We start from the raw sequence: 24,360 nt of genomic DNA, 5'->3' as shown, positions 1-24,360 counted from the left end.
CGAGGTGACCATGACCGATCCAGCGCCGGCGCGCGGCATCCGCAGCGGCATCCTCGCCCCGGCGTACCTCTCGACGACCGTCGCCATCTTCGCCCTGATCGCCTTCAACGCCTTCGAGACGATGGCCGTCACCACGGTGATGCCGACCATCAGCCGGGAGCTCGACGGCGCGTCCCTCTACGCCCTGGCCTTCGCCGCTCCCCTGGCGAGCGGGGTGGTGGGCATGGTCGCGGCGGGCACGTGGAGCGACCGGCACGGACCGGCCGGGTCGCTGGTGACCTCGCTGCTGCTCTTCACCGCCGGCGTGCTGGCGGCGGGCCTGGCGCCGTCGATGGGTGTGCTGGTCGCGGGCCGGGTGGTGCAGGGGCTCGGGACGGGGGCCCTCATCGTCAGCCTCTACGTCGTGGTGGGTGCGGTCTTCCCGCCGCGGCTGCAGCCCTCGGTGTTCGCCACCTTCGCGGCCGCGTGGGTCCTGCCCTCCCTGTTCGGACCGCCCGTCGCGGCCTTCGTGGCCGCCGCGTTCGGGTGGCGCTGGGTGTTCCTGGGCATCGTCGGCCTGGTCGCGCTCGCGGCACTGATGCTCGCCCCCGTGGTCCCGTCGCTGCGGCGTACGCCGGACCACGACCGGGCCACGCCGCGATCCCGCCTCGGCTGGGCCTCCCTCGCGGCGGTCGCCGTCCTCGCCGTGGAGCTGCTGGGCTCACGGGACGCCGCCGTCCTCGCGGCCGCGGCCGGGCTGGTGGTCGTGCTCGCGGTGCGGCCGCTGGTCCCCGGCGGGACGCTGCGCGTCGCTCGCGGCCTCCCGTCGGTGATCGGCACCCGGGGCGCCATGAGCGCGGCGTTCTTCTGCGGACAGGCCTACATCGTCCTGGTGCTGCAGGAGAGGTGGGGCCTCAGCGCGGCCCAGGCCGGGCTCGCGCTGACCGTCGTGGGCGTCGTGTGGGCGACCATGAGCCAGGTGCAGGCCCGGGTCGTGGACCAGGTCAGCCACGAGCGCGCGATGCTCATCGGCAGCTCGACACTGCTGGCGGCGGCCCTCTCGCTGTGGCTGGTCGTGCGGCTCGATGGCTCCGCACTGCTGGCCGGGGCCGCCTTCGTCCTGGCCGGGGCAGGGATGGGGTTCGGTTTCACCCGGACCGGCCCGGCGATGCTCGGCCACTCGACCGAGTCCGACCGTGGCTTCAACTCCTCGGCGCTGTCGATCGCGGACTCGCTGGGAGCCGCCCTGGCGCTGGCCTGCTGCGGGATCGGTTTCGCGTGGGCGGAGAGCACCGGGCGGGACCCGTTCCTCGCCGTCTTCGGGATCGCGGTGGTGGCGGCGCTGGCGGCGGTCGTGGCGGCCAGCCGGACGCCGACCGGTCAGGCCGTGACGGAGCGGGTCACCCGGTAGCGCACGAAGCCGGGCACGGCCAGGGCGGCGACGATCGTCCCGACCACGACCAGCACGCCGCCCCCGGCGGCCGCCACAGCAGCACCGGTCACCGCCGCGGCCGCGCCGTGGGTCACGTCCGCGACCCGCGGGCCGCCGGCGACCACGACGATGAAGATGCCCTGGAGCCGGCCGCGGACGGCGTCGGTGGCGGCCGACTGCAGCATCGCCGTACGGAAGGCGGCCGAGGCCATGTCGGCGGCGCCACCGAGGGCGAGCATCAGCACCGCGACGACCAGCAGCGGTGTCGGGGCAAGGGGGGCGAGCATGGCGGCGACGCCGAAGCCGACCACGGCGAAGCCCCAGACCAGGATGCACACGATCACCGCGAGGCCGTGCCGCTCGACGCGTGACACCCAGCCGGAGAAGACACCGCCGACCACCGCCCCGGCGGGGATGGCGGCGAAGAGCAGCGCGAAGGCGAGGCCACCCTCCGACGGGCCGCCGAAGCTGAGGTCCGCCAGCTCGGGGAAGAGCGCCCGCGGCATCCCGAAGACCATCGCGATGAGGTCGACGACGAACGACATCATCAGCACCGGCTGCCCGCGCAGGTAGCGGAAGCCGTCGACCACGGCGCGCAGCCCGGGTGCGGTGATCGCCCCCTCGATCGGCAGCCGGGGCAGCCGCACGACGGCCCCCAGGGTCGCGAGCAGGGTGATGGTGTCGGCCAGGTAGAGCCAGGAGAACCCGATGACCGGGATCAGCGCACCGCCCACGAGCGGGCCCGCGATGCCACCGGCCATGAAGACGGTCATGTTGAGCGAGTTGGCGGCCGGCAGCAGGTGGTCGGGCAGCAGCCGGGGCAGCACGGCGGACCGGGTGGGCTGGTTGACCGCGAAGAAGGCCTGCTGCACCGAGAAGAGCCCCAGGAGCAGCCAGACGTTGTCGAGCCCCAGCGCCGCCTGCAGCCAGAACCCGGCGCTCGTCACGATGAGGCCCACGGTGGTGACCACGAGCATCGTGCGGCGGTCGAAGGCATCGGCCAGCGCGCCACCCCAGAGCCCGAAGACGACGAGCGGCACGAGCCCGAACACACCGGTGAGGCCGACGTACGCCGAGGACCCGGTGATCGAGTAGATCTGGGCCGGGACGGCGACCACCGTCAGCTGGGCGCCGATGACGGTGATGATGTTGGCGACCCAGAGCCGCCGGAAGTGGTCGTTGCGGAGCGGGCGCGTGTCGGCGAACAGCCCCTCGATCCTCACCGGAGGAGGCTAGGTCATGGCCCGGGTGCCCGGGCCATGACGTCAGACGAGCTCGGGCTCGGTCTTCTCCCGCACCTCGTCCTCGGTGACGCCGGGAGCGCACTCGACGAGCTTCAGCCCTTCGGGGGTGACGTCGATGACGGCGAGGTCGGTGATGATCCGCTGCACCACCCGCTTGCCGGTGTAGGGCAGCGAGCACTCGTCCAGGATCTTCAGCGAGCCGTCCTTGGCGACGTGCTCCATCAGCACGATGACCCGCTTGGCGCCGTGGACGAGGTCCATGGCGCCGCCCATGCCCTTGACCATCTTGCCGGGGATCATCCAGTTGGCGATGTCGCCGTCCTTGGAGACCTGCATCGCGCCGAGGATCGCCGCGTCGATCTTGCCGCCGCGGATCATCCCGAAGGAGGTGGCGGAGTCGAAGAAGGAGGCGCCCTTGCGCAGGGTCACGGTCTCCTTGCCGGCGTTGATGAGGTCGGGGTCCTCCTCACCCTCGAGCGGGTAGGCGCCGACCCCGAGGATGCCGTTCTCGGACTGGAGCACCAGCTCGACGTCGTCGGCCACGTAGTTGGGCACCAGCGTCGGCAGACCGATGCCGAGGTTGACGTAGGAACCGTCGGTGAGCTCGGAGGCCGCGCGTGCGGCCATCTCCTCGCGGGACCAGGGCATCAGACGTCTCCCTCCTTCTCGACCTTCTGCGCATCGTCGCCCCCGCGGGGCCGCACCGTGCGCTTCTCGATCCGCTTGTCGGCCGCCTGCTCGGGGGTGAGCGCGACGACGCGCTGCACGAACACCCCGGGGGTGTGCACCTGGGCCGGGTCGAGCTCACCGGGCTCGACGAGCTCCTCGACCTCGGCGATGGTGAGCCGACCGCACATCGCGGCGAGCGGGTTGAAGTTCTGGGCCGACTCCCGGTAGACGAGGTTGCCGTGCCGGTCGCCCTTCCAGGCGCGCACCAGGCCGAAGTCGGCGACGATCGCCTCCTCCAGGACGTACTCGCGGTCCCCGAACATCCGGGTCTCCTTGGCCGGGGAGGAGACGACGACGTTGCCCTCGGTGTCGTACTTCCAGGGCAGGCCACCCTCGGCCACCTGGGTGCCGCCACCGGTGGCGGTGAAGAACGCCGGGATGCCGGAGCCGCCGGCACGCATCCGCTCGGCGAGGGTTCCCTGCGGGGTCAGCTCGACCTCGAGCTCACCGTGGAGGTACTGCCGGGCGAACTCCTTGTTCTCGCCGACGTACGACGACACCATCCGCCGCAGCCGCTTGGCCATCAGCAGCCGGCCCAGCCCCCACTCGTCGACACCGCAGTTGTTGGAGACCGCCTCGAGGTCTGTCGCCCCCGACTCCAGGATCGCGTCGATCAGCACCGACGGGATGCCGCACAGCCCGAAACCGCCGACCGCCAGGGTCGCTCCGTCGTTGATGTCGGCCACCGCTTCGGCTGCCGACGAGACCACCTTGTCCACGTGGGTCACCTCCCGGACGGATCCTGCCACGTCCTCCGACCGCCCTCCACGTGCCCCGGCCACACCCCGTCGCCGGCGAGGCGTGTCCCGCAGACACCTCCTGACTAGGCTCGCGCCATGGCAGGCGATTCCCCCGCGTCACCCGTGCGCCTGCACGTGGTGACCGGGAAGGGCGGCACCGGCAAGACCACCGTCGCGGCGGCGCTGGCCCTCGCGCTGGCCAGCGCCGGCAAGGACGTGCTCCTCTGCGAGGTCGAGGGCCGGCAGGGCATCGCCCGGCTCTTCGACGTGGACCCGCTCCCCTACGAGGAGCGCAAGATCGCGACGGGTCTCGGGGACGACGGGGTGCCCGGCACGGTCCACGCGCTCCACATCGATCCCGAGTCGGCCCTGCTCGAGTACCTCGCCATGTACTACCGGCTCGGCCGGGCCGGCCGCGCCCTCGACCGGTTCGGGGTCGTGGAGTTCGCGACCACGCTCGCGCCCGGTGTCCGGGACGTGCTGCTCACGGGGAAGGTGTTCGAGGCGACCAAGATGCGCCGGAAGGGCAAGTCGACCCGGGCCTACGACGCCGTGGTGCTCGACGCGCCGCCGACCGGTCGCATCGCCCGGTTCCTCGGGGTCAACAGCGAGCTGGCGGGCCTGGCCAAGGTCGGCCCCATCCGGTCCCAGGCCGACAACGTGATGGCGCTCTTCCGGTCCCCCCGCACCGCGATCCACCTGGTGACGGTGCTGGAGGAGATGCCGGTCCAGGAGACGGCCGACGGCATCGACGAGCTGCGTGAGGCCGGCCTCCCGGTGGGGTCGGTGGTGGTCAACATGGTGCGCCCCCAGGACCTCGGCCCCCGGGACCTGGCGGCGGCTCGCGAGGGCACCGTCGACGCGGCCGCGGTCGCGGCCGACCTCAAGTCCGTCGGCATCGAGGCCGACGACGAGCTGGTCGCGGGGCTGCTGGGCGAGGCGCGGGACCATGCGGAGCGCCGTGCGCTCGAGGACTCCCAGCGCGCCGTCGTGGCCGGGCTCGGGGTGCCGGTCGCAGAGCTGCCGCGACTGTCCGGTGGCGCCGACCTGGGCGGCCTCTACGAGCTCGCCGAGGCCCTCAAGGAACAGGGGATGGCATGAGTCGCACGACCTCACGTCCCCGCGTCGGGCCCCTCGCCGGGCACGCCGGCCGGGCGCCGGTGCTCTCGGTCGACGAGCTGCTCGACGACCAGGGCACGCGGATCATCGTCTGCTGCGGCTCCGGCGGTGTGGGGAAGACCACGACGTCCGCGGCACTGGCCCTCCGCGCCGCCGAGCGGGGCCGGCGCGTGGTGGTCCTGACCATCGACCCGGCCCGACGACTGGCCCAGTCGATGGGCATCGAGGAGCTGGACAATACCCCCCGGCCGGTCGCGGGCGTCGAGGGCGGCGGGTCGCTCGACGCCATGATGCTCGACATGAAGCGCACCTTCGACGAGGTGGTGGAGAGCCAGGCCACGCCGGAGAAGGCGCAGCAGATCCTCGGCAACCCGTTCTACGTCGCCCTCTCCAGCTCCTTCGCGGGCACCCAGGAGTACATGGCGATGGAGAAGCTCGGCCAGATCCGCCGGCAGGCCCAGCAGGACGGCAGCTACGACCTCATCGTGGTGGACACCCCGCCGTCGCGCTCGGCCCTCGACTTCCTCGACGCCCCCGAGCGGCTCTCGCGCTTCCTCGACGGGCGATTCATCAAGCTGCTGCTCGCGCCCGCCAAGGGGCCGGCCAAGCTGATGACGGCGGGGGTGGGGCTGGTCACCAACGCGTTGACGCGGGTCATCGGGGCTCAGGTGCTGCGCGACATGCAGACCTTCGTGGCGGCCTTCGACACGCTCTTCGGCGGGTTCCGCCAGCGCGCGCAGCAGACTTTCACGTTGCTCCAGGACGACGAGACCGCCTTCCTCGTCGTGGCGGCACCGGAGCCCGACGCGCTCCGCGAGGCGGCGTACTTCGTCGAACGGCTCAGCGAGGACCGCATGCCGCTGTCGGGGCTGGTCGTCAACCGGGCCGGCCCGTCCACCCGCGACGACCTCTCGGCCGACGAGGCGATGGCCGCGGCTGCTCGGCTGGAGTCGCGCAACGGCAGCGGGCTGACCTCCGGGCTGCTGCGGCTGCACGCCGACCGGGTACGGCTCGTCGAGCGGGAGCGACAGCTCCGCTCGCGGTTCGCCGCGGCCCACCCGGACGTGCCGACCGCCGTGGTGCCGGCCCTCGCCGGCGACGTCCACGACCTCACCGGCCTGCGCCGGATCGGCGAGCTGCTGGCGAGCGGCTAGCGGTCAGACGGCGGCGGAGCCGGCGGTCTGCGCGTTGCGGGCGCTCTCGAGCACGGCCCGCCAGGAGGCGTTCGGCCGACGGCGGAGCAGGGCCCGGCGCTCACGCTCGGTCATGCCTCCCCACACGCCCCACTCGATCTGGTTGTCGAGGGCCTCGGCGAGGCACTCGGTGCGCACGGGGCAGCCCTTGCACACCAGCTTGGCCTTGTTCTGCTCGGCACCTCGCACGAAGAGTGCGTCCGGTTGAGCCTGTCGGCACGCCGCCGACGGCGCCCAGTCTTCAATCCACATGACGTCCCCACATCCGTCCCGGGATCGGGAGTCCCCATGACATCCCGAGTCGATCCCGCCAGAGAAAGGTACGTAAACGGCGTGCCGTGCCGACAGGCTCGTTGGACCCAAGTTGAGTAGCCCGAAGTGACTAGTTCCGATGGCTCAGGAAATGGCCGGGCGTAGGACGCCCGGTTATCGTGGAGCGCATGTCCGTACCTCCCTGGGAGCGGCTGTCGCCGCGCCGCGTCCTGTCCCACCTGGGCGTGATGGCGGCCGTTGCTGCCGTCATGGGTGTCGTCGTGGCCGGCCTCGCGATCCCCTTCGCCGGCCTCGTGGGCATCGCCGCGCGCGACGTGGCGCGCAACATGGACAGCCTCCCGACGGAGCTGACGGTCGAGCCGCTCGCCCAGAAGACCCGCATCGTCGACGGCGAGGGCAACCTGGTCGCCTCCCTCTACGACGAGAACCGCGTCAACGTCTCGCTCAACCAGATCTCGCGGACCATGGTGAAGGCCATCGTGGCCATCGAGGACTACCGGTTCTACGAGCACGGGGCCCTCGACCTCAAGGGGACGCTCCGCGCGTTCGTGACCAACCAGGCCCAGGGCGGGGTCGTCCAGGGTGGCTCCTCGATCACCCAGCAGATGGTCAAGCTGACGCTCGTCAGCCAGGCCGACAACCGGGCGGAGCGCGCGGCGGCCACCGACGACACGGTGGCCCGCAAGATCCGCGAGCTCCGCTACGCCATCGCCTTCGAGGAGCAGTACTCCAAGGACTGGATCCTCGAGCGCTACCTCAACCTGGCCTACTTCGGTGACGGCGCCTACGGCATCCAGTCCGCCGCCCGTCACTACTTCGACAAGAACGCCAAGGAGCTGAACCTCCGGGAGTCGGCGCTGCTGGCGGGCATCGTCAAGAACCCCACCGGGCTCGACCCGACCAACTCCCCCGACGCGGCCCTCGAGCGTCGCAACGTCGTGATCGACCGGATGGCCCAGCTCAACGTCATCCCGGAGAAGAAGGCCGAGAAGACCAAGCAGCAGGGGCTGGGCCTCGACGTCCAGCCCAGCGACAACGGCTGCGTCAACTCGCGGGCCCCGTTCTTCTGCGACTACGTCATCAACTACCTGATGGCCGACTCCTCGCTCGGCAAGTCCAAGGAGGACCGCAAGCAGCTGCTCCGCACCGGCGGCCTCACGATCCGCACCACGATCGACCTGCGCTTCCAGCAGGCGGCCGACAAGGCCGTCGCCGACGCGGTCTACCCGACCGACTTCGCCATCGGGGCGCTGGCGATGGTCGAGCCGGGGTCCGGCGAGGTGCGGGCGCTGGCCCAGTCCCGCCCCATGGGACGCGACAAGTCGGCCGGCCAGACGTTCCTCAACTACGTCGTGCCGCAGGAGTACGGCGACTCCAACGGGTTCCAGCCCGGCTCGACGTTCAAGGCGTTCGTGCTCGCGCAGGCGCTCAAGCAGGGCGTGCCGCCGAGCTACTCCCTCAACGTCCCGGCGCAGGAGAACATCCCGATGAGCCGCTACCGCACGTGCGGTGGCCAGTTCGCCAGCACCGACGTGTGGGACCCGCGCAACTACGACGGCAAGGGCGGCACCTTCGACCTCTACCGCGGCACGCAGCTGTCGGTGAACACCTTCTTCGCCAACCTCGAGCTGCTCACCGGCCTGTGCGAGCCCTACCGGCTGGCCAAGCAGATGGGCGTGGTGCTGCGCAACCCCGAGACCGAGCGGGTCCCGTCGTTCACCCTCGGTGTCGCCGACGTCAGCCCGCTGGAGATGGCCGAGGCCTACGCGACGTTCGCCGCGCGCGGCAAGCACTGCGACTCCCAGCCGGTGCGCGCGATCGAGGACGCCCGCGGCAACATGCTCAAGGAGTACCAGCCGAGCTGCACCCAGGTGCTCGACAACGCCGTCGCCGACACCGTCAACGACATCCTGGCCGGGGTGCTCGCCCCGGGTGGCTTCGGCCAGAACATCACCATCAACCAGGACGACGCCGGCAAGACGGGCACGACCCAGGACGGCAAGGCGGTCTGGTTCGTGGGCTACACCCCCAACCTGTCCACGTCGGCGATGATCGCGGGTGCCAACCGCCAGGGCCAGCCGATCCCGCTCGCGGGGCAGACCGTCGGCGGGTCCTACGTGGCCACGGCGTCGGGCTCCGGCTTCGCCGGACCGATGTGGGGACAGGCGATGCGGGTCATCCAGCAGTACCTCGATGACGAGAGCTTCGTGAACCCCAACACCTCAGCGCTGCTGGGGCAGTCCAACACCGTCCCCTCGGTCGGCGGCATGTCGGTCGAGGCCGCGCGACAGATGCTCGAGAACGCCGGCTTCACGGCGATCGTCGGGCCCGAGGCCAACTCCGGCTACCCCGCAGGGACGGTCGCCTTCACCGACCCGGGGAGCGGCGAGTCCTACTACGACGGCGCCCCGGTCACCCTCTACATCTCCAACGGCTACCAGCCGCCCCCGCCCAGCAACAACGGTGGCGGCAACAACAACGGCGGCGGCAACAACGGCGGCGGCGGCGGGAACAACGGCAACGGCAACGGGAACGGCGGCGGCCGGCCCGGTGGCGGCGGCGACCGCGACTAGCGCGACCCGGTCGTCTCAGGACCCGCCGAGCTGGCGGCGTACCTCTGCGGCGACGACGGCGCCGTCGGCACGACCCTTGGTCTGGGCGGTGACGACGCCCATCACCTTGCCCATGCCGCGCATGCCGTCGGCGGCCGCCCCGGTCTGCTCGATGGCGTCGCGGACCAGGCCGGCGATCTCGTCCTCGCCGAGCTGCTCGGGCAGGTAGTCCGCGATCACCGCGGCCTCCGCACGCTCCTTCTCGGCCATCTCCGCGCGGCCGCCCTCGTCGAAGGCCTGGGCCGCCTCCCGACGCTTCTTGGCCTCGGTCGACAGCACCCCGATCACGTCGTCGTCGCTGAGCTGGCGGGCCTCCTTGCCCGAGACCTCGGCGTTGGTGATGGCCGTGAGGACCATGCGCAGGGTCGACGACCGCACCTCGTCCCGGGACTTCATGGCGGTGGTCAGGTCCTGCCGGAGCCGGTCCTTGAGAGCACTCATGCGCGTCATTGTGACAGCCTTGCCCCATGCCCTCCGTCCTCGCACCCCTGCTGCTGTCGGCGGTGGCGAGCGGCGCCGCCGTCACCGGGTACGCCGTCGCCGAGACCCGGTGGTTCACGCTGCGCGAGGTCACGGTGCCGTTGCTGCCCCCCGGCCACCGGCCGCTGCGCGTGCTCCACCTCAGCGACCTCCACCTGACGCCCCGACAGCGCCGGAAGCAGGAGTGGCTGACGGGTCTCGCGGACCTGGAGCCCGACCTGGTCGTGGACACCGGTGACAACATCGCGCACCCGGAGGCGGTCCCGGCACTGCTGGACGCCCTGGGTCCGCTGGTCGAGGTGCCGGGGGTGTTCGTGTTCGGCTCCAACGACTACTTCTCGCCGACCCTGCGCAACCCGGTCCGCTACCTGCTCCCCGACGACGGGGAGCGCCACACCGACAGCGCGCCGCTCCCCTACGACGAGCTGCGTGCCGCCCTCAGCGGGTCCGGCTGGCTCGACCTGACCAACCGGCACGGTCGCCTCACCGTGGGCGACACGTCGTTCGCCTTTGCGGGGGTCGACGACCCCCACCTCGACTACGACCGGCTCGACGAGGTCGCCGGACCGGCCCCGGACGACGCGGACGTCCGGGTCGCGGTCGCCCACGCGCCGTACCTGCGCGTCCTCGACCAGTTCGCCCGGGACGGGTACGACGCGGTCTTCGCCGGTCACACCCACGGCGGGCAGGTCCGGGTGCCCGGAGTGGGTGCGCTGACGACCAACTGCGACCTCGAGCCGGCCCGGGCCCGGGGCCTCTCCCGCCACCCGGCCGACTCCGTCGACGGAGACCCCGGGTCGCTGTGGCTGCACGTGTCAGCCGGCCTCGGCACCTCGCCCTACGCTCAGATCAGGGTGGCGTGCCGGCCGGAGGCCACGCTGCTCACGCTGACGCCCCGGGGCTGAGCGACCGGGGTCAGGCGCTCGCCACCAGCGGGAGGCCGGGTCCACGGAGGTCGTCCAGAGCCGCCCTGCGACCACAGGCCGCGAGGAGGAGCGACAGCAGCGGACCCTGCACCTCGGGACCGGTCCCGACGGCGAGCCCGGTGTCGTCGGCCACGAACCGCACCCGGGCCACCAGCTCCTTGGCACCGCCGAAGGCCGCGGTGACCCCCGCCTGGTGACGCAGGGCGCGCGACACCGCCACCTCCGGGTAGTCGCGCACGAGCCCCAGCGGCCGTCGGATGTCCTCGCCGTGCACCACCTCCTCGACCAGGCGGCTGTCCAGGGGCGCCGGCGGCGTCGTGGTCCGGGTCGCGACCCGTCGGAGCCGCGCCAGCGTCTCCTCCGGCGTCCGACCGCGTGCCCGGCGTACGCCGCGCGCGTTCTGCGCGTCGAAGTCGAAGCGCGACCGCACCAGCCCGGCCACGAACCCGATGCGCGTGGTGCGGGCGGTGTCGACCAGGTGCGCGACCACGTCGTGCACCGTCCAGCCGTCGCACAGCGACGCGTGCTCCCAGGCCTCGGCGGGCAGGCCCGCCAGGTCCTGGACCAGTGCCGCCCGCTCGGCGTGCACCATCGACCAGACGTCACTCGTCACGGTGTCCTCCTCCTCGTCGCTGCCGTGCAGACCGGCGTGGTCGGCGGTTCTCACCGGTTCCCCGGCCGATTTCAACGGCCCGCGAGGGCTCGGGTAGGGTGACCGTGCTTGCGCGCCGGAGGGTCACTCCGGGGATGCAATCGGGCTGTGGCGCAGCTTGGTAGCGCGCCTCGTTCGGGACGAGGAGGCCGCAGGTTCAAATCCTGTCAGCCCGACTGACGTGAGTCGTCGACCGGCGCACGGTCCACCGTTTCGGTGGCCGTGCGCCGACGGCATTTCTGGCACACTGCGGCGCATGGCGGACAAGGAGACCGGCGGCGACGACGGCCCGTCCCTGGAGTTGCCGTCCTTCGGACTGCGGCGCAAGCGCCGGGCGTCGGAGCCGGTGGATCCCTCCCCGGAGGCACCCGAGCCGGATCGGGTCGCCGAGGAGGAGCCGGCTGCTGAGCCGACGCCGGACACCGCGCCGGTGGCCGAGGCGGTCCCGCCGCCCGCGGCCGCCCCGACTCCCCGGTCCGAACCGGCACCCCAGCCGGCGCGCGTGACGCAGACCGCGACCGAGCAGGTCGTCACGGCCGAGGACGCGGCACCGCGTCGGCGTACGCCGGTGCTGCCGGCCATCGGCGGACTGCCCGCCGCAGCCGTCACTGGGCTGGTCATCGGCATCCTGACCGTCGCTGCCACCTGGGCCTCGCTGCGTCTCTGCGAGGTCGTCCAGGGCACGTCCTCGTGCGGCGACCCGGGCTTCTTCCTGCTGCTGGCCATCGCGATCGTGATGGTCGTGCTGGGTCAGTGGCTGCTCTCCGCCTTCGGCCTCGAGGAGGCGGCAGGGAGCACGAGCTTCCTCGGGGTCGGCCTGATCGCGGTGATCGCCCTGGTGTTCCTGGTCGAGCTGCTCTTCGCGTGGTGGATGGCGCTGGTCATCCCCGTCGTGGGGGCCGGGGCCTACACGCTCTCGCACTGGGTGACCACGAACTTCGTGGACGCCGACCCGGGCGACGACATGCACCGCTGAGGCGCCGGGCAGGGTTGCTCAGAGCGAGCGGGCCACCAGCTCGGCGATCTGCACCGTGTTGAGGGCGGCCCCCTTGCGCAGGTTGTCGTTGCTGATGAACATCGCCAACCCCCGGTCCCCCTCGACGCCGGGGTCCTGCCGCAACCGGCCGACGTATGACGGGTCCTTGCCGGCGGCGAGGAGCGGCGTGGGCACCTCGACGAGCTCGACGCCCGGCGCGCCGGCCAGCAGCTCCCGCGCCCTCTCCGGGGTCATGGCGCGCTCGAACTCGGCGTTGACGGCCAGGGAGTGCCCGGTGAAGACCGGGACCCGCACGCAGATGCCCGACACCTTGAGCTCGGGGATGTCGAGGATCTTGCGCGACTCGTTGCGCAGCTTCTGCTCCTCGTCGGTCTCACCGAGCCCGTCGTCGACGATCGAGCCGGCCAGGGGCAGCACGTTGTAGGCGATCGGGGCGACGTACTTGTCCGGGTCGGGGAAGGTCACCGCGTCACCGTCGTAGGCGAGCTCACGCGCCTTGTCCCCGGCGGCCTCGACGCCGCGGGCCAGCTCCTCGACACCGGCGACGCCCGAGCCGGAGACGGCCTGGTAGGAGGAGACGACGAGGCGCCGCAGCACGGCCGCGTCGTGGAGCGGCTTCAGCACCGGCATCGCGGCCATCGTCGTGCAGTTGGGGTTGGCGATGATGCCCCTGCGGGCCTCCGTCACGGCCCCGGGGTTGACCTCGGAGACGACCAGCGGCACGTCGGGGTCCATCCGGAACGCCGAGGAGTTGTCGACCACGGTCGCGCCGGCCTCGGCGAACCGTGGCGCCAGGGCGCGCGACGTCGACGCACCGGCGGAGAACAGCGCCAGGTCGAGCCCGCTCGGGTCGGCCGCCTCGGCGTCCTCGACCGTGACCTCGCGACCTGCGAAGGGCAGCGTCGTCCCGGCCGACCGGCTGGAGGCGAAGAACCGGATCTCGTCGACGGGGAACTGCCGCGCCTCCAGGATCTGCCGCATGGCGACGCCGACCTGGCCGGTGGCGCCGACGATGCCGAGCCGGACGCCGGTCACCGGCCGGTCCCGCCGTAGACGACCGCCTCGATCTCGTCGGCGTCGAGGTCGAAGGCGGTGTGGGTCGCCTGCACGGCCGCATCGACCTGGGACTGGTCGACGATCACCGAGATCCTGATCTCCGAGGTGGAGATCATCTCGATGTTGACGCCGGCGCTGGCGAGGGCGGCGAAGAAGGTGGCGGTGATGCCGGGGTGGGAGCGCATGCCCGCACCGACCAACGACACCTTGCCGATCTGGTCGTCGAAGAGCAGCTTGTCGTAGCCGACCTCGGTCTGGATCCTGGCCAGTGCGCCCATCGCGGTCTGGCCGTCGGCCCGGGGCAGGGTGAAGGAGATGTCGGTGAGCCCAGTCGCGGCCGCGGACACGTTCTGGACCACCATGTCGATGTTGATCTCCGCCGAGGCGAGCGCCTCGAAGATCCGGGCCGCCTCGCCGACCTTGTCGGGGACCCCGACCACGGTGATCTTGGCCTCGCTCCGGTCGTGGGCCACTCCGGCGATGATCGCCTGTTCCATCTCTTCTCCTCGGTCGACGCTGGCGTCGGGGATGATCCAGGTCCCCTCCTTCTGCGAGAAGGACGAGCGGACGTGGACGGGCATGTCGTAGCGGCGGGCGTACTCGACGCACCGCAGGTGGAGGATCTTGGCCCCGGAGGCGGCCAGCTCGAGCATCTCCTCGGTGGAGACGCGGTCGAGCTTGCGGGCGGAGGGGACGATGCGGGGGTCGGCCGTGAAGACGCCGTCGACGTCGGAGTAGATCTCGCACACGTCGGCCCCGAGTGCGGCGGCGAGCGCGACCGCCGTGGTGTCGGAGGCTCCCCGGCCCAACGTGGTGATGTCCTTGGTGTCCTGGGAGACGCCCTGGAACCCGGCCACGATGGCGATCGCGTCGTCGCGGATCGCGTTCTCGATGCGGCCCGGGGTGATGTCGATGATCTTCGCCTTGCCGTGGGCGGAGTCGGTGATCACGCCCGCCTGCGAACCGGTGAACGACTGCGCCTTGTGGCCGAGCTGGGCGATCGCCATCGCGACCAGCGCCATCGAGATCCGCTCCCCGGCGGTCAGCAGCATGTCGAGCTCGCGTGGCGGCGGCAGCGGGCTGACCTGCTCGGCGAGGTCGCGCAGCTCGTCGGTGGTGTCGCCCATGGCGGAGACCACGACGACCACGTCGTGCCCGGCCCGCTTGGTGTTGACGATGCGTTGGGCGACGCGCTTGATGCCGGTCGCGTCGGCGACCGACGATCCGCCGTACTTCTGCACGACAATGCCCACCGGGCGTCTCCTGATCTGCTGGGGAACGGCCGGACCGATTCTACTGGCGGTCAGACCTCGGGCTCGTCGACGTCCAGCACCGCCTCAGCAGCCTCGATCTGCTCCTTCTCGGCCTCGATGTCGATGTCGAGCCGGTCGTGGGAGACCACGGACAGGAGCGCGTTGAGCGCGGCACCCGCCAGGTTGCCCCACGAGTTGACGTAGGAGAACTGCCACCACCACAGCGCCTCGGTGATGTTGCCGCTGCGGTAGTGGCGCAGGCCGTTCTCGAGGTCGGTGGCGATCGAGGTCAGGTCGTCGGAGAGCTGGCTCTCGACCACCTCCGGCACGTAGGGGTCGAACACGAAGCTGTAGGTGTCGACGTCACCGAGCATGCCGGCCAGGCGGAGTCGCATGTCGTCGATGTCGGCCTCGGGTCCGACGTCGGGCTGGTACTCCGAGCGCGGCAGGATGTCCTGCTGGGCGCCCAGGCGGGCCCCCGCGAGGAGGATCTGGGAGATCTCCAGCAGCAGCAGCGAGATGGCCCGGCCGCCGTCGTTCTCGGAGGCGATCGCCCGCAGCGCCAGCAGGAACGACTCGACCTGGTCGGCGATCTGCTGGGCGAACCCGACGTCGGCTGTCGGCGCAGCGCCTGTCTCAGTCATCGGCTGACCGCCTCCCTGCGAACGCTCGTCCCAGGGTGACCTCGTCGGCGTACTCGAGGTCCCCTCCTACGGGCAGTCCACTCGCCAGGCGCGTCACGCGCAACCCCACGTCCCGCAGCAGCCGCGTGAGGTAGGTCGCGGTCGCCTCCCCCTCGAGGTTGGGGTCGGTGGCCAGGATCACCTCGGTGACCGTGCCGTCTGCGAGCCGCTGGAGCAGCTCCTTGATGCGCAGCTGGTCGGGACCGATGCCGTCGATGGGCGAGATCGCCCCGCCGAGAACGTGGTAGCGACCACGGAACTCGCGGGTCCGCTCGATGGCGACGACGTCCTTGTACTCCTCGACCACGCAGAGCAGCGTGCCGTCGCGGCGCGGGTCGCTGCAGATCCGGCACTGCTCGGCCTCGGAGACGTTGAAGCAGGTGTTGCAGAAGCGGACCTTCGCCTTGACCTCCACCAGCACATCGGCGAGGCGGCGTACGTCGGCGGGCTCGGCCTGCAGCAGGTGGAACGCGATCCGCTGGGCGCTCTTCGGCCCGACCCCGGGCAGCCGGCCGAGCTCGTCGATGAGGTCCTGGACGATGCCCTCGTACATCGAGCCCCTACTGCCCCAGGCCGGGCAGCCCGCCGCCGGGCAGGCCACCGCCGCCGGCGAGCGGCCCCAGCACCTCGGAGGCCATCGAGTCGGCCTGGGCCTTCGCGTCGCGGTAGGCGGCGACGATCATGTCGCCGAGGTCGGACAGGTCGTCGGCGTCGGAGCCGTCGAAGCCGCCGGCCTTGATCTGGACGCCGACGAGCTCGCCGACGCCGTTGACCTTGACGGTCACGGCGCCGCCGGCGACGGTGCCCTCGACCTCGGTCTCGGCCAGCTGCGCCTGCGCGCTCTCGAGCTGCTCCTGCATCTGCTGGGCCTGCTGGAGCAGGGCGTTCATGTCGAAGCCACCGCCCCCGAGGGCGTCGAAGGGGTTCTGGGTCATCGTGGGGTCACCTCTGTCGAAGTCGGTCGTGTGGACGGGGCGGGGTCAGGAATGACGGATCTCCTCGATCACCTCGGCGCCGAGCTCGCGCTGGAGCAGCTCGGCTCCGGCGAGGCCGCTGCTGTCCGCCTCGGGGTCGTCGGGATGGACGGCCTGGTCGGCCTCGGCCGACGGGCGGCCGTCGTCGGCATCGGGGGGCCCGGCCGGGCGGGTCTCGCGGATCGCCTCGCGGGCCGCGGCGCTGGAGTCGGCCGCCGGCCGCGGCGGGGGCGGGGCGTCCTCGCCCGCCGGGGGTGACGCGGGCGCCGAGGACTCGGCGACCGGTTGGCCACCCGCTCCCGGGTCGACGATGGCCTCGACCGTCCAGTCGACACCGGCCACGTCGATGGCCGCCTGCCGGAGGATCTCGTCGCAGCCGCCGTTGACGAAGGAGTCACGCGCGCCGACGTTGGAGAAGCCGAGCGTGAGCACGTTGCCGTCGACGGCGACGACCTGGGAGTTCTGGGTGAGGTGCATCCACGCCACCCGGCGCCGCAGCTTGGTGGCCTCGACCACGTCGGGCCACAGCCGGCGTACCTCGACGAGGCTGAGCCCGCCGGACGTGGCGGCGGCCGGCACGGCCGGCTCCTCACTGACGGGCGCGGGAGGCACCACCGGCTCCGGGTCGGGCGCCGGCGGTGGGGGCGGCGGGGGCGCCGCCTCCGCGACGGGCTCGGGCGGCGGCGTGGGCTCCTCGTCCACGGGCTGCACGGGGTGCTGGGCCGCCTCGGGTGCGGGGTCCTCCCGGACCGGTGCCGGGCTGGGTGCGCCGCCCGCGATCGCGGCCCGCTTCTCGAGCCGGTCGACCCGGGCCAGCACGCCGGCCTCGGAGGAGTCGGCGCCGGGCAGCAGCACGCGGGCGCAGATCAGCTCGAGCAGCAGCCGTGGCGCCGTGGCCCCGCGCATCTCGGTGAGCCCGGTGGCGACGAGGTCGGCGGCGCGGCTCAGCTCGGCCGGGCCGAACCGGGCGGCCTGGGCCACCAGCCGGTCGGCCTGGTCCTCGGAGACGTCGATCAGCCCGCTGGCCGGGGCGTCGGGGACGGCGGCGACGATGACCAGGTCGCGCAGCCGGCGGAGCAGGTCCTCGGTGAACCGGCGGGGGTCCTGACCGGTCTCGATCACCCGGTCGACCACACCGAACACCGCGGCGCCGTCACCGGCGGCGAACGCGTCGACGACGTCGTCGAGGAGCGAGGTGGGCGTGTAGCCGAGGAGGCCGGTCGCCAGGTCGTGGGTGATCCCCTCCGGACCCGCCCCGCCCAGCAGCTGGTCGAGCACCGAGAGCGAGTCGCGCGCCGACCCGGCACCCGCCCGGACGATCAGCGGCAGCGCCGCCGGCTCGACGCTGACGCCCTCCTGCTCGCAGATCTCGGAGAGGTAGGCCGCGAGCGACCGTGGCGGGATCAGCCGGAAGGGGTAGTGGTGGGTGCGGGAGCGGATGGTCGGGATGACCTTCTCCGGCTCGGTCGTCGCGAAGATGAAGCGCAGGTGCGGCGGGGGCTCCTCGACCAGCTTGAGCAGGGCGTTGAAGCCCTGCGTGGTCACCATGTGGGCCTCGTCGATGATGTAGACCTTGTAGGCGCTCCGGACGGGGGCGAAGAACGCCTTCTCCCGCAGCTCGCGCGCGTCGTCGACACCACCGTGGGAGGCGGCGTCGATCTCGATGACGTCGATCGAGCCGGGGCCTCCCCGGGCCAGGTCGCGGCAGCTCTCGCACTCGCCGCAGGGATCCGGCGTCGGCGCCTGGGCGCAGTTGAGGGCGCGGGCGAGGATCCGGGCCGAGGTGGTCTTGCCGCAGCCGCGCGGACCCGAGAACAGGTAGGCGTGGTTGACGCGGTTGTTGGCCAGCGCGGCACGCAGCGGAGTCGTCACGTGGTCCTGACCGATGACGTCGGCGAACGTCTCGGGCCGATAGCGGCGGTAGAGGGCGAGTGGTGACTCCACGTGTGAACCCTAACCACCCGGTGTGACAGCGGGTAGCGGTCCTCCCGCAGACATCCTCCGGGCATGAAAGGCCCCCCGCGTACCCGGCAGAGCTCGCTTGCCCTTGCTGCCTTCCGGCCCTGGGGGATTCGGCAAGGTGCCGCCACGCGGGGGGTTGACCCGAGTCTAGGTGAGGGCGTCCGCACCACCAACCCGGGCCGGGTCCTGCTGCACGGCAGGGGTGGGTCACGCCTGATTTCGGCAACGCCCGCGGTGCCCGGTAACCTCCTCCGCGGAGGATTCGCCTAGTGGCCTATGGCGCTCGCTTGGAAAGCGGGTTGGGTTAACAGCCCTCAGGGGTTCGAATCCCCTATCCTCCGCCAGCACACTCGGCCCGGACCGCGTCAGCGGTTCGGGCCGATGTCGTTGTCGGGGACGGCACGGCGACGTCAGCGGAAGGCGGACTCGCCGGTGATCGCCTGGCCGAGGACGAGCGTGTGCATCTCGACGGTGCCCTCGTAGGTCAGCACCGACTCGAGGTTGGCGGCGTGCCGGATCACGGGGTACTCCAGCGAGATCCCGTTGGCGCCGAGCACGGTCCGCGCGGTCCGGCAGATCTCCAGCGCCTTGCGGACGTTGTTGAGCTTGCCGAGGCTCACCTGCTCCGGCCGCAGGGTCCCGGCCTCCTTTCGCCGGGCCAGGTGCAGGGCGAGCATGACGCCGAGGGTGTACTCGACCGCCATGTCGGCCAGCTTCTGCTGGGTGAGCTGGAAGCCGCCGATCGGCCGGCCGAACTGGGTGCGCTCGCGGGCGTAGGAGACTGCGGCGGCGTACGAGGCCCGGGCGGCGCCCATCGCCCCCCACGTGATCCCGAAGCGAGCCTCGTTGAGGCACGACAACGGCCCCTTGAGCCCCACCACCTCGGGCAGGACGGCGGTCGCCGGCAGCCGGACGCCGTCGAGGACGAGCTCGCTGGTGGTCGAGGCGCGCAGCGACAGCTTGTGCTCGATGTCGTGAGCCGAGAACCCCGGCGTCCTGGTCGGCACCACGAAGCCGCGGATCCACTCGTCGGTCTGCGCCCACACGACCGCGACGTCGGCGAGCGAGCCGTTGGTGATCCAGAGCTTGCGCCCGTCGAGCACCCAGTCGTCACCGTCGCGGCGGGCGCGGGTCCGCATGCTGCCCGGGTCCGACCCGGCATCGGGCTCGGTGAGTCCGAAGCAACCGACCGCCTCCCCCGCCGCCATCCGGGGCAGCCACTCCTGCTTCTGCTCCTCGGAGCCGAAGCGCCAGATCGGGTACATCGCGAGCGACCCCTGCACCGACACCAGCGACCTCACGCCGGAGTCGGCTGCCTCGAGCTCCAGGCATGCCAGCCCGTACGCCGTCGCGCTCATGCCGGCGCAGCCGTAGCCGGTCAGGTGCATCCCCAGCAGCCCGTGCGACCCGAGCTCCTTGGTCAGCCCGCGGGCATCCGGGATCTCGGCATCGTCGAACCAGGTCGCCACGTGCGGCAGCACCCGGTCCTCGCAGAACCGGCGCACCGTGTCGCGCACGGCCCGCTCCTCCACCGACAGCAGGTCGTCGATCCCCGCGGGGTCGATCGGGTCGAACGGAGGCAGTGCGGTGCTCGTCATGGGTTCCTCGTCTCCCGGCCGGGGCTCAGCGACAGGATGCCACCGCGAGCCTCAGGAGCGCCGCCGGGCCAGCAGCGGCCGCAGCACCAGGGCGACGACCAGGAGGCCACCCCCCAGCAGCCCCCACCAGCGAGCGTCGGCGAGCACCCCGGCGACGGGGTCGACCGGGTCGGTCGGAGCCTCCGCACGTCCCGCGCCGCTGTCGGCGTGCACCAAGCCGTCGCCGTCGTCGTCGCCACCGGACCGTCGGGTCAACGCCTCCACGGGTTGCAGCACGCCGGCACCGGTGGCACGCGTCTGTGCCTCCGGGCTGCCGTCGGCCGTCCGGATCAGACGGGCCTGGATCTGGGCGGCGTCCAGGTCGGGGTGGGCCGACCGGGCCAGCGCGACCACGCCCGCCGCGAGGCCGGCGGCCCACGACGTCGCCACGCCCTCGACGTAGCAGGCCCGGCCGTTGCGGGCCACCGACACCGCCTGGTGGGTCGGGACGGCGACGTCGATGTCACTGTTGAGCAGCACCGAGGTGCTGGCGTCGTCGGTGAACCCGGTGCCGGTCGCACCCACCGCCAGCACCTCCTCGTCGTACGCCGCCGGGTAGACGGTGCCGCGGGCGTCCTCGCCGGGCGGGGCGGGCTCGCCCGTTCCGTCGACGCGGTTGCCACCGGCGCCGACCACCACCACATCCGCAGCCACCAGCCGGCGTACGGCGCGCTTCAGGCCGGGGGCGTCGCCGCCCAGGTCGAAGGCCATCACCGCTACGCCGACCTCGAGGTCTGCCGCGTTCCTCGCCAGCCAGCGCAGCGCACTCACCACCTCACCGGAGGGGATGCCACCGGTGTCGCTGTCGTCCGGGGCCGTGTAGACCCGGAGATCGACGATCCGCGCCCCCGGCGCCACCCCGATCGGCTTGCCGTCCTCCCGCGGACGGCCGGCGACCAGACCCGCCACCGTGGTGCCGTGGGCGCTGTCGTGGTCGCCGCTGGCCCAGCTCCGCGGCGCCACGACGTCCATCCGCTCACGGGCCGCCGGGGCGACCCCGGAGTCGATGACGGCCACGCCGACGCCCTCGCCGGGCGTGATCCCCCGCTGCTCCAGCAGCTCCGTGGCGCGGGGTACGCCGAGCAGCTGGAGCGGGCGGCTCGGCAGGTCGGACTCAGCTGAGACGACGTCGGCGCCGACCGCGTCGCACGCCGACCCGGGGTCGGCCGCCGCGGGGGCCGCGAGCGGCACGAGCAGACCGGTCGCGAGCAGCAGGGCCGCGCCCGAGCTCAGCACCCGGTCGCCTCCACCTGCGGCTCGCAGAGTGCCGCGTTGGCGGAGAGCTCCACGCCGGGGCGGAAGAGCTCGATCCACGGGTCGGGGACGACGCGGACGGGGTAGTCGGCGTAGCCCAGCAGCTCAGCGTCGGACACGCTGCCGAGCGGGTAGGCGAACCCCTTGGCGTCGACCACGAACGGCTGCCCGCTGTCGGTGTCGTCCCAGCCGCCTGCCAGGACGTAGGCGCCGTGCCCGTCGTCGACGGACACCGACAGGCCGTCGCTGCCCGACGCCGCGGCACCGTCGGCGGGGTCCTCGACGACCTCCACCCGGGGCGTGCTGCCCGCATCGGTGACCAGCCGCAGGCAGGCTTCCCCGAACACCTGCGCCAGCGTGGTCGTCGGCCAGGCGGCCTCGCGGTAGGTCGGCCGACCAGCGGTCGGCGGTGGTGCGCTGTCGAGCTCGACCACCTGGGTCCGCTCGGCGCGGCCCTGCTCGTAGACGCGGCGGGCGAACTCGTCGAGCACCTCCAACCCGTCCTGGGTCGCGAGGAAGGCGGTGCCGTCCGGAGCGGTGACGATCGCACCCACCGGCACCGGCCGTCCGGCCTCGGCGATGTCGAGAGGCGGGGCGCTGACGTCGAGTCCGAAGGCGTCGCGGTCGAGGCGACCACCCGTGGGCAGCAGGTCGAGCCACTCCTGGCTGACCCGCTTGGCGTCGAAGTCCTCCAGGCCGAGGGCACGGAGCAGGTTCTCGGCGCGGCGGTCGCGCGGGACCTCGTAGCTGTGGGCCCGCGCGAGGCCGTCGTCGTCGGGGCGTCCGAGCGCGACCACGTAGCGGCGGTTCTCGACCCTGACCAGCATGCCGGCGTCGGGTGGGCTGGTCGTCGCGGTGTCCTGCCCGGACACGCTCAGCCGCAGCTGGCGGCCGTCGGCGCATCCGGTCCAGCCGCTCGGGATGAGCCGCCCGACGTCGGGCACGTCAGAGGGAGCCCCGAAGATCCCGACGTCGGAGCCGATCGTCTCGTCGTCGATGTAGGAGTCGGGGATGACCTGGGGCTCCTGGTCGCTGCCGAGGATCAGCTTGGCGGAGGTGATGTTGAGGACCGGGTGGAGCACGGGGTCGCTGCTCGACCGGGTGATGACGTAGACCGCCGCCTCCTCCTTGGAGACGACCAGCCCCGGCTGCTCGGCCCACGCGGGGTCGACGTTGGTGGTGAAGATGCCGGCGATCGCGGCTCCCGCCATGAGGAGCACGCCGAGGGCGAGGCCGCCGACGACGGAGCGACCCGGCCGCGCCGGCTCGACCTCGCGGCCGCCGGGCGCCCCCGAGACGAAGGCGGTGACGAGGCGGCGCCGGCTGAAGGCATAGGCCTCGACCAGGTCCTTCTTGGTGGCCACCCCTCAGCTCCTGATCGCCGAGAAGACACCCGTGGCCAGCACCAGCAGCGGCGGCAGCGAGACCAGGGCGACCGTCTCGGCCACGTCGCCCAGCCGGCCACGGCGCACGGACGGGGTGCCGGGCAGCAGGGTCGCCACGAGCAGCACCGCGCCGACCGCGGCCAGCGCCACGGCAGCGGTCGGTCGCCAGCCGGGGTGGAGCCACAGCACGGCCGTCGCGATCGTGGCGAGCCCGAGCACCCCGGAGACGAGGCCGACCAGCACCTCCGACCCGACGCGGTACTGGCGGGTCCGCAGCATCACCACGCCGCAGCACATCAGCGCGGTGAGCGTGCCCCAGAGCCCCAGCCCCACCGCGAGCGGTGCCACGAGCACCAGCAGCAGCCCGACCGTGCCGGTCACGGCGACCAGGATCTCGTGGGCCACGCGGGCGTCGGTTCCCACCGCCGCGGCCTCGACGTCGTGGGGATCGGCGGTGATGTCGGCGACGGTGTAGAGCTGGTCGACGCGTGTGCCGGTCGCGCCGAGGGCCAGCCAGGGGAAGACGCTGCCGGCCACGACCACGAGGACGAGCACCGTGGTGAGCACGACGCCGGCGTCGAAGGCGGCCACCTGCATCACCAGGCCGGTGGCCACGAAGATCGAGCCCACCACGACCGGCGGGATGGCGAGCGGGCGCCCGGCGCCGAGGCCGACCAGTGCCACCAGCCCCGCGAGCAGGGCCCCGGCGCCGGCGTACGCCATGGGCGCCCCGGCCGGGCCGTCACCGCCGGCGAGCAGCAGGCCCGCGACCGCGGCGTAGCCGCTGCCCATCCAGGCGACCGCGACCGCGGCCTCGGGCTCGTCCTGCGCGCGGGAGAGCACGACGGCGCCGGCGAGGAGACCCAGGGCGACCAGGGCCGCCGCCGTCGCCGCCACCGCGCCGGTCTGGATCAGCAGGGCGACCGCACCGAGGGCCAGCAGCAACGCCGCCGCCCCCAGGGCGGTACGCCGGCCGGCAGCCGGCTGCCAGGGCCGGAGGTCACGCTCGACGACGTCGGTCATCGCCTCGACGACGTCGTCGTAGACCCGGGGTGGCTCGTCGTCGACGCCGGCGGCGACCGCGAGCACGACGCCGTCCTCGACGCCCTGCATGGTCAGGCTGGCGTCGGGGGCGAGCTCACGGCCCTCCGGCGTCACCAGGCGGTAGCCGCCGTAGACGGTGGGGCCGTCGAGCAGGCCCACGCTGCGCGCGAGCTCGGGCAGCAGCTCGGCCACGGGCACGGCCGCGGGCACCACCAGGTCGACGCGTCGGGTGCCGGAGGTGACGGTCACCTTCACCAGACCGGAGGCACCGGCGGGCGCCTGGCTCATGCGATCAACTCCGAGTGGTCGACCCGACGGGACGACCGCATCGTAGGCGAGCGGGCGGGGCAGGGCGCGCGAGGTCGGGTGAAATCCGACGGACCGGCCGGTGGCGCTGGGGCCACCAGCCGGTCCGGCCGGGGGGGTGTCAGATCTCGAAGCTCGCGGCACCGCGCTGGTCGGCGGCGCGGTACTCGGCGTTGGACTGGTGGACGGTGCGGCTGGTGTCGTCGAGGAGGTTGCGCATCTCCTCGATCGCCCAGTCCCACTTCGCCTTCGCCGCGACGTAGGCGCCCTGCGCCTGGCCGCTCCAGTCGCTGCGCAGCGGTGCCAGCTCGCCCTCGAGGCGGTTCATGCGGTCGTCGATCTCCTTGACCGCGTTGTAGAGGTCCTGGGCGGCCTGGTCGAGGCCGGCGTGGTTGACGCGCAGTCCGTCGATGTTCATGAGTGTCTCCCT

At 72.6% G+C, this 24,360-nt stretch carries 23 protein-coding genes, 2 tRNA genes and 1 other RNA gene; 8 read left to right on the top strand and 18 right to left on the bottom strand.

What is annotated here, in order from left to right:
• Positions 1–10 precede the first annotated feature (10 nt).
• Positions 11–1,390, top strand: coding sequence for an MFS transporter (locus K6T13_RS01170; RefSeq protein ID WP_249424016.1), 1,380 nt, complete (start codon positions 11–13; stop codon positions 1,388–1,390).
• Here K6T13_RS01170 and K6T13_RS01165 read toward each other — a convergent pair.
• From K6T13_RS01165 to K6T13_RS01155, 3 genes are read right to left on the bottom strand one after another with little or no spacing between them, the layout of a single operon-like run.
• Positions 1,360–2,634: an MFS transporter gene (locus K6T13_RS01165; protein WP_222896168.1), complete on the bottom strand. Its 1,275-nt coding sequence runs from the start codon at positions 2,632–2,634 to the stop codon at positions 1,360–1,362. The two genes, K6T13_RS01170 and K6T13_RS01165, sit on opposite strands and share 31 nt — an antisense overlap.
• A 42-nt stretch (positions 2,635–2,676) precedes the next feature.
• The gene (locus tag K6T13_RS01160) at positions 2,677–3,303 is read right to left on the bottom strand and encodes a CoA transferase subunit B (protein ID WP_222896167.1); all 627 of its coding nucleotides are present in this window, start codon (positions 3,301–3,303) and stop codon (positions 2,677–2,679) included.
• Entirely contained in the window at positions 3,303–4,103 is an 801-nt protein-coding gene (locus tag K6T13_RS01155; protein ID WP_222898088.1) for a CoA transferase subunit A, read from the bottom strand. Before K6T13_RS01155 ends, K6T13_RS01160 begins: the two co-directional genes overlap by 1 nt.
• Before the next feature lie 117 nt (positions 4,104–4,220).
• Here K6T13_RS01155 and bagA point away from each other — a divergent pair, with 117 nt between their 5' ends.
• Positions 4,221–5,225 carry an ATPase BagA gene (bagA, locus tag K6T13_RS01150; protein WP_222896166.1) on the top strand — a complete coding sequence of 335 codons (1,005 nt, stop codon included), beginning with the start codon at positions 4,221–4,223 and terminating at the stop codon, positions 5,223–5,225.
• Complete coding sequence (bagB, locus tag K6T13_RS01145; protein WP_222896165.1) at positions 5,222–6,397, top strand: ArsA family ATPase; 1,176 nt, start codon at positions 5,222–5,224, stop codon at positions 6,395–6,397. The genes bagA and bagB overlap by 4 nt, the downstream gene beginning before the upstream one ends.
• A 3-nt stretch (positions 6,398–6,400) precedes the next feature.
• Here bagB and K6T13_RS01140 read toward each other — a convergent pair whose 3' ends face one another.
• On the bottom strand, positions 6,401–6,688 hold the full coding sequence (locus tag K6T13_RS01140; RefSeq protein ID WP_222896164.1) for a WhiB family transcriptional regulator: 288 nt from the start codon (positions 6,686–6,688) through the stop codon (positions 6,401–6,403).
• A gap of 188 nt (positions 6,689–6,876) precedes the next feature.
• Between K6T13_RS01140 and K6T13_RS01135 the strand changes: the two genes are divergently transcribed.
• Positions 6,877–9,282, top strand: coding sequence for a penicillin-binding protein (locus tag K6T13_RS01135; protein WP_222896163.1), 2,406 nt, complete (start codon positions 6,877–6,879; stop codon positions 9,280–9,282).
• A 15-nt stretch (positions 9,283–9,297) separates the two neighbouring features.
• Here the strand turns inward: K6T13_RS01135 and K6T13_RS01130 are convergent, their stop codons facing one another.
• A complete protein-coding gene (locus K6T13_RS01130) occupies positions 9,298–9,762 on the bottom strand; it encodes a GatB/YqeY domain-containing protein (RefSeq protein WP_222896162.1) in 465 nt (154 codons plus the stop codon).
• Between the two features lie 26 nt (positions 9,763–9,788).
• Here K6T13_RS01130 and K6T13_RS01125 point away from each other — a divergent pair, with 26 nt between their 5' ends.
• Positions 9,789–10,706 (top strand): metallophosphoesterase, encoded by a 918-nt coding sequence (locus tag K6T13_RS01125; protein WP_222896161.1) that lies wholly within the window; start codon positions 9,789–9,791, stop codon positions 10,704–10,706.
• A 10-nt stretch (positions 10,707–10,716) separates the two neighbouring features.
• Here K6T13_RS01125 and K6T13_RS01120 read toward each other — a convergent pair whose 3' ends face one another.
• Positions 10,717–11,340: a maleylpyruvate isomerase family mycothiol-dependent enzyme gene (locus K6T13_RS01120; RefSeq protein ID WP_249423880.1), complete on the bottom strand. Its 624-nt coding sequence runs from the start codon at positions 11,338–11,340 to the stop codon at positions 10,717–10,719.
• A gap of 141 nt (positions 11,341–11,481) precedes the next feature.
• On the opposite strand from K6T13_RS01120, the gene K6T13_RS01115 reads away from it, so the two are divergent.
• Positions 11,482–11,555 (top strand) — tRNA-Pro (locus K6T13_RS01115).
• Positions 11,556–11,635: 80 nt separating this feature from the next.
• Positions 11,636–12,355 (top strand): hypothetical protein, encoded by a 720-nt coding sequence (locus K6T13_RS01110; RefSeq protein WP_222896160.1) that lies wholly within the window; start codon positions 11,636–11,638, stop codon positions 12,353–12,355.
• An 18-nt stretch (positions 12,356–12,373) separates the two neighbouring features.
• Here the strand turns inward: K6T13_RS01110 and K6T13_RS01105 are convergent, their stop codons facing one another.
• From K6T13_RS01105 to ffs, 7 genes are all read right to left on the bottom strand, one after another.
• Entirely contained in the window at positions 12,374–13,411 is a 1,038-nt protein-coding gene (locus tag K6T13_RS01105) for an aspartate-semialdehyde dehydrogenase (protein WP_222896159.1), read from the bottom strand.
• A complete protein-coding gene (locus tag K6T13_RS01100) occupies positions 13,408–14,685 on the bottom strand; it encodes an aspartate kinase (RefSeq protein WP_222896158.1) in 1,278 nt (425 codons plus the stop codon). The genes K6T13_RS01105 and K6T13_RS01100 overlap by 4 nt, the downstream gene beginning before the upstream one ends.
• Before the next feature lie 50 nt (positions 14,686–14,735).
• A complete protein-coding gene (locus K6T13_RS01095) occupies positions 14,736–15,329 on the bottom strand; it encodes a DUF5063 domain-containing protein (RefSeq protein WP_222896157.1) in 594 nt (197 codons plus the stop codon).
• On the bottom strand, positions 15,322–15,921 hold the full coding sequence (gene recR, locus K6T13_RS01090) for a recombination mediator RecR (protein ID WP_222896156.1): 600 nt from the start codon (positions 15,919–15,921) through the stop codon (positions 15,322–15,324). The genes K6T13_RS01095 and recR overlap by 8 nt, the downstream gene beginning before the upstream one ends.
• 7 nt (positions 15,922–15,928) lie before the next feature.
• Positions 15,929–16,303 (bottom strand): YbaB/EbfC family nucleoid-associated protein, encoded by a 375-nt coding sequence (locus K6T13_RS01085; protein WP_222896155.1) that lies wholly within the window; start codon positions 16,301–16,303, stop codon positions 15,929–15,931.
• Between the two features lie 45 nt (positions 16,304–16,348).
• A complete protein-coding gene (locus K6T13_RS01080) occupies positions 16,349–18,286 on the bottom strand; it encodes a DNA polymerase III subunit gamma and tau (protein WP_222896154.1) in 1,938 nt (645 codons plus the stop codon).
• Positions 18,287–18,352: 66 nt separating this feature from the next.
• Positions 18,353–18,442: signal recognition particle sRNA small type (gene ffs, locus K6T13_RS01075), an RNA gene on the bottom strand.
• Positions 18,443–18,559: 117 nt separating this feature from the next.
• Between ffs and K6T13_RS01070 the strand changes: the two genes are divergently transcribed.
• Positions 18,560–18,648 (top strand) — tRNA-Ser (locus K6T13_RS01070).
• A gap of 66 nt (positions 18,649–18,714) precedes the next feature.
• On the opposite strand, the gene K6T13_RS01065 is transcribed toward K6T13_RS01070, so the two are convergent.
• From K6T13_RS01065 to K6T13_RS01045, 5 genes are all read right to left on the bottom strand, one after another.
• Positions 18,715–19,902, bottom strand: coding sequence for an acyl-CoA dehydrogenase family protein (locus K6T13_RS01065; protein ID WP_222896153.1), 1,188 nt, complete (start codon positions 19,900–19,902; stop codon positions 18,715–18,717).
• A gap of 51 nt (positions 19,903–19,953) precedes the next feature.
• Positions 19,954–21,177, bottom strand: a complete 1,224-nt coding sequence (locus K6T13_RS01060) for a S8 family serine peptidase (RefSeq protein WP_222896152.1) — start codon at positions 21,175–21,177, stop codon at positions 19,954–19,956.
• Positions 21,171–22,559 (bottom strand): type VII secretion protein EccB, encoded by a 1,389-nt coding sequence (gene eccB / locus K6T13_RS01055; protein ID WP_222896151.1) that lies wholly within the window; start codon positions 22,557–22,559, stop codon positions 21,171–21,173. The genes K6T13_RS01060 and eccB overlap by 7 nt, the downstream gene beginning before the upstream one ends.
• A 3-nt stretch (positions 22,560–22,562) precedes the next feature.
• Complete coding sequence (eccD, locus tag K6T13_RS01050; RefSeq protein WP_222896150.1) at positions 22,563–23,912, bottom strand: type VII secretion integral membrane protein EccD; 1,350 nt, start codon at positions 23,910–23,912, stop codon at positions 22,563–22,565.
• Between the two features lie 139 nt (positions 23,913–24,051).
• Positions 24,052–24,348 (bottom strand): WXG100 family type VII secretion target, encoded by a 297-nt coding sequence (locus tag K6T13_RS01045; protein ID WP_222896149.1) that lies wholly within the window; start codon positions 24,346–24,348, stop codon positions 24,052–24,054.
• Positions 24,349–24,360: the final 12 nt, after the last annotated feature.

Origin of the sequence: Nocardioides coralli (assembly GCF_019880385.1) — a bacterium.
GTDB classification, from domain to species: Bacteria; Actinomycetota; Actinomycetes; order Propionibacteriales; family Nocardioidaceae; genus Nocardioides; species Nocardioides coralli.
Note: the sequence above shows the minus strand (reverse complement) of the source record. Positions and strands in the feature narration are given on the sequence as shown.

Coding starts and splice junctions, on each gene's coding strand:
- K6T13_RS01140 (WP_222896164.1), bottom strand. CDS start 6,688: ATGTGGATTGAAGACTGGGCGCCGTCGGCGGCGTGCCGACAGGCTCAA.
- K6T13_RS01085 (WP_222896155.1), bottom strand. CDS start 16,303: ATGACCCAGAACCCCTTCGACGCCCTCGGGGGCGGTGGCTTCGACATG.
- K6T13_RS01065 (WP_222896153.1), bottom strand. CDS start 19,902: ATGACGAGCACCGCACTGCCTCCGTTCGACCCGATCGACCCCGCGGGG.
- recR (WP_222896156.1), bottom strand. CDS start 15,921: ATGTACGAGGGCATCGTCCAGGACCTCATCGACGAGCTCGGCCGGCTG.
- bagA (WP_222896166.1), top strand. CDS start 4,221: ATGGCAGGCGATTCCCCCGCGTCACCCGTGCGCCTGCACGTGGTGACC.
- K6T13_RS01110 (WP_222896160.1), top strand. CDS start 11,636: ATGGCGGACAAGGAGACCGGCGGCGACGACGGCCCGTCCCTGGAGTTG.
- eccD (WP_222896150.1), bottom strand. CDS start 23,912: ATGAGCCAGGCGCCCGCCGGTGCCTCCGGTCTGGTGAAGGTGACCGTC.
- bagB (WP_222896165.1), top strand. CDS start 5,222: ATGAGTCGCACGACCTCACGTCCCCGCGTCGGGCCCCTCGCCGGGCAC.
- K6T13_RS01135 (WP_222896163.1), top strand. CDS start 6,877: ATGTCCGTACCTCCCTGGGAGCGGCTGTCGCCGCGCCGCGTCCTGTCC.
- K6T13_RS01045 (WP_222896149.1), bottom strand. CDS start 24,348: ATGAACATCGACGGACTGCGCGTCAACCACGCCGGCCTCGACCAGGCC.
- K6T13_RS01170 (WP_249424016.1), top strand. CDS start 11: ATGACCGATCCAGCGCCGGCGCGCGGCATCCGCAGCGGCATCCTCGCC.
- K6T13_RS01130 (WP_222896162.1), bottom strand. CDS start 9,762: ATGAGTGCTCTCAAGGACCGGCTCCGGCAGGACCTGACCACCGCCATG.
- K6T13_RS01160 (WP_222896167.1), bottom strand. CDS start 3,303: ATGCCCTGGTCCCGCGAGGAGATGGCCGCACGCGCGGCCTCCGAGCTC.
- K6T13_RS01125 (WP_222896161.1), top strand. CDS start 9,789: ATGCCCTCCGTCCTCGCACCCCTGCTGCTGTCGGCGGTGGCGAGCGGC.
- K6T13_RS01095 (WP_222896157.1), bottom strand. CDS start 15,329: ATGACTGAGACAGGCGCTGCGCCGACAGCCGACGTCGGGTTCGCCCAG.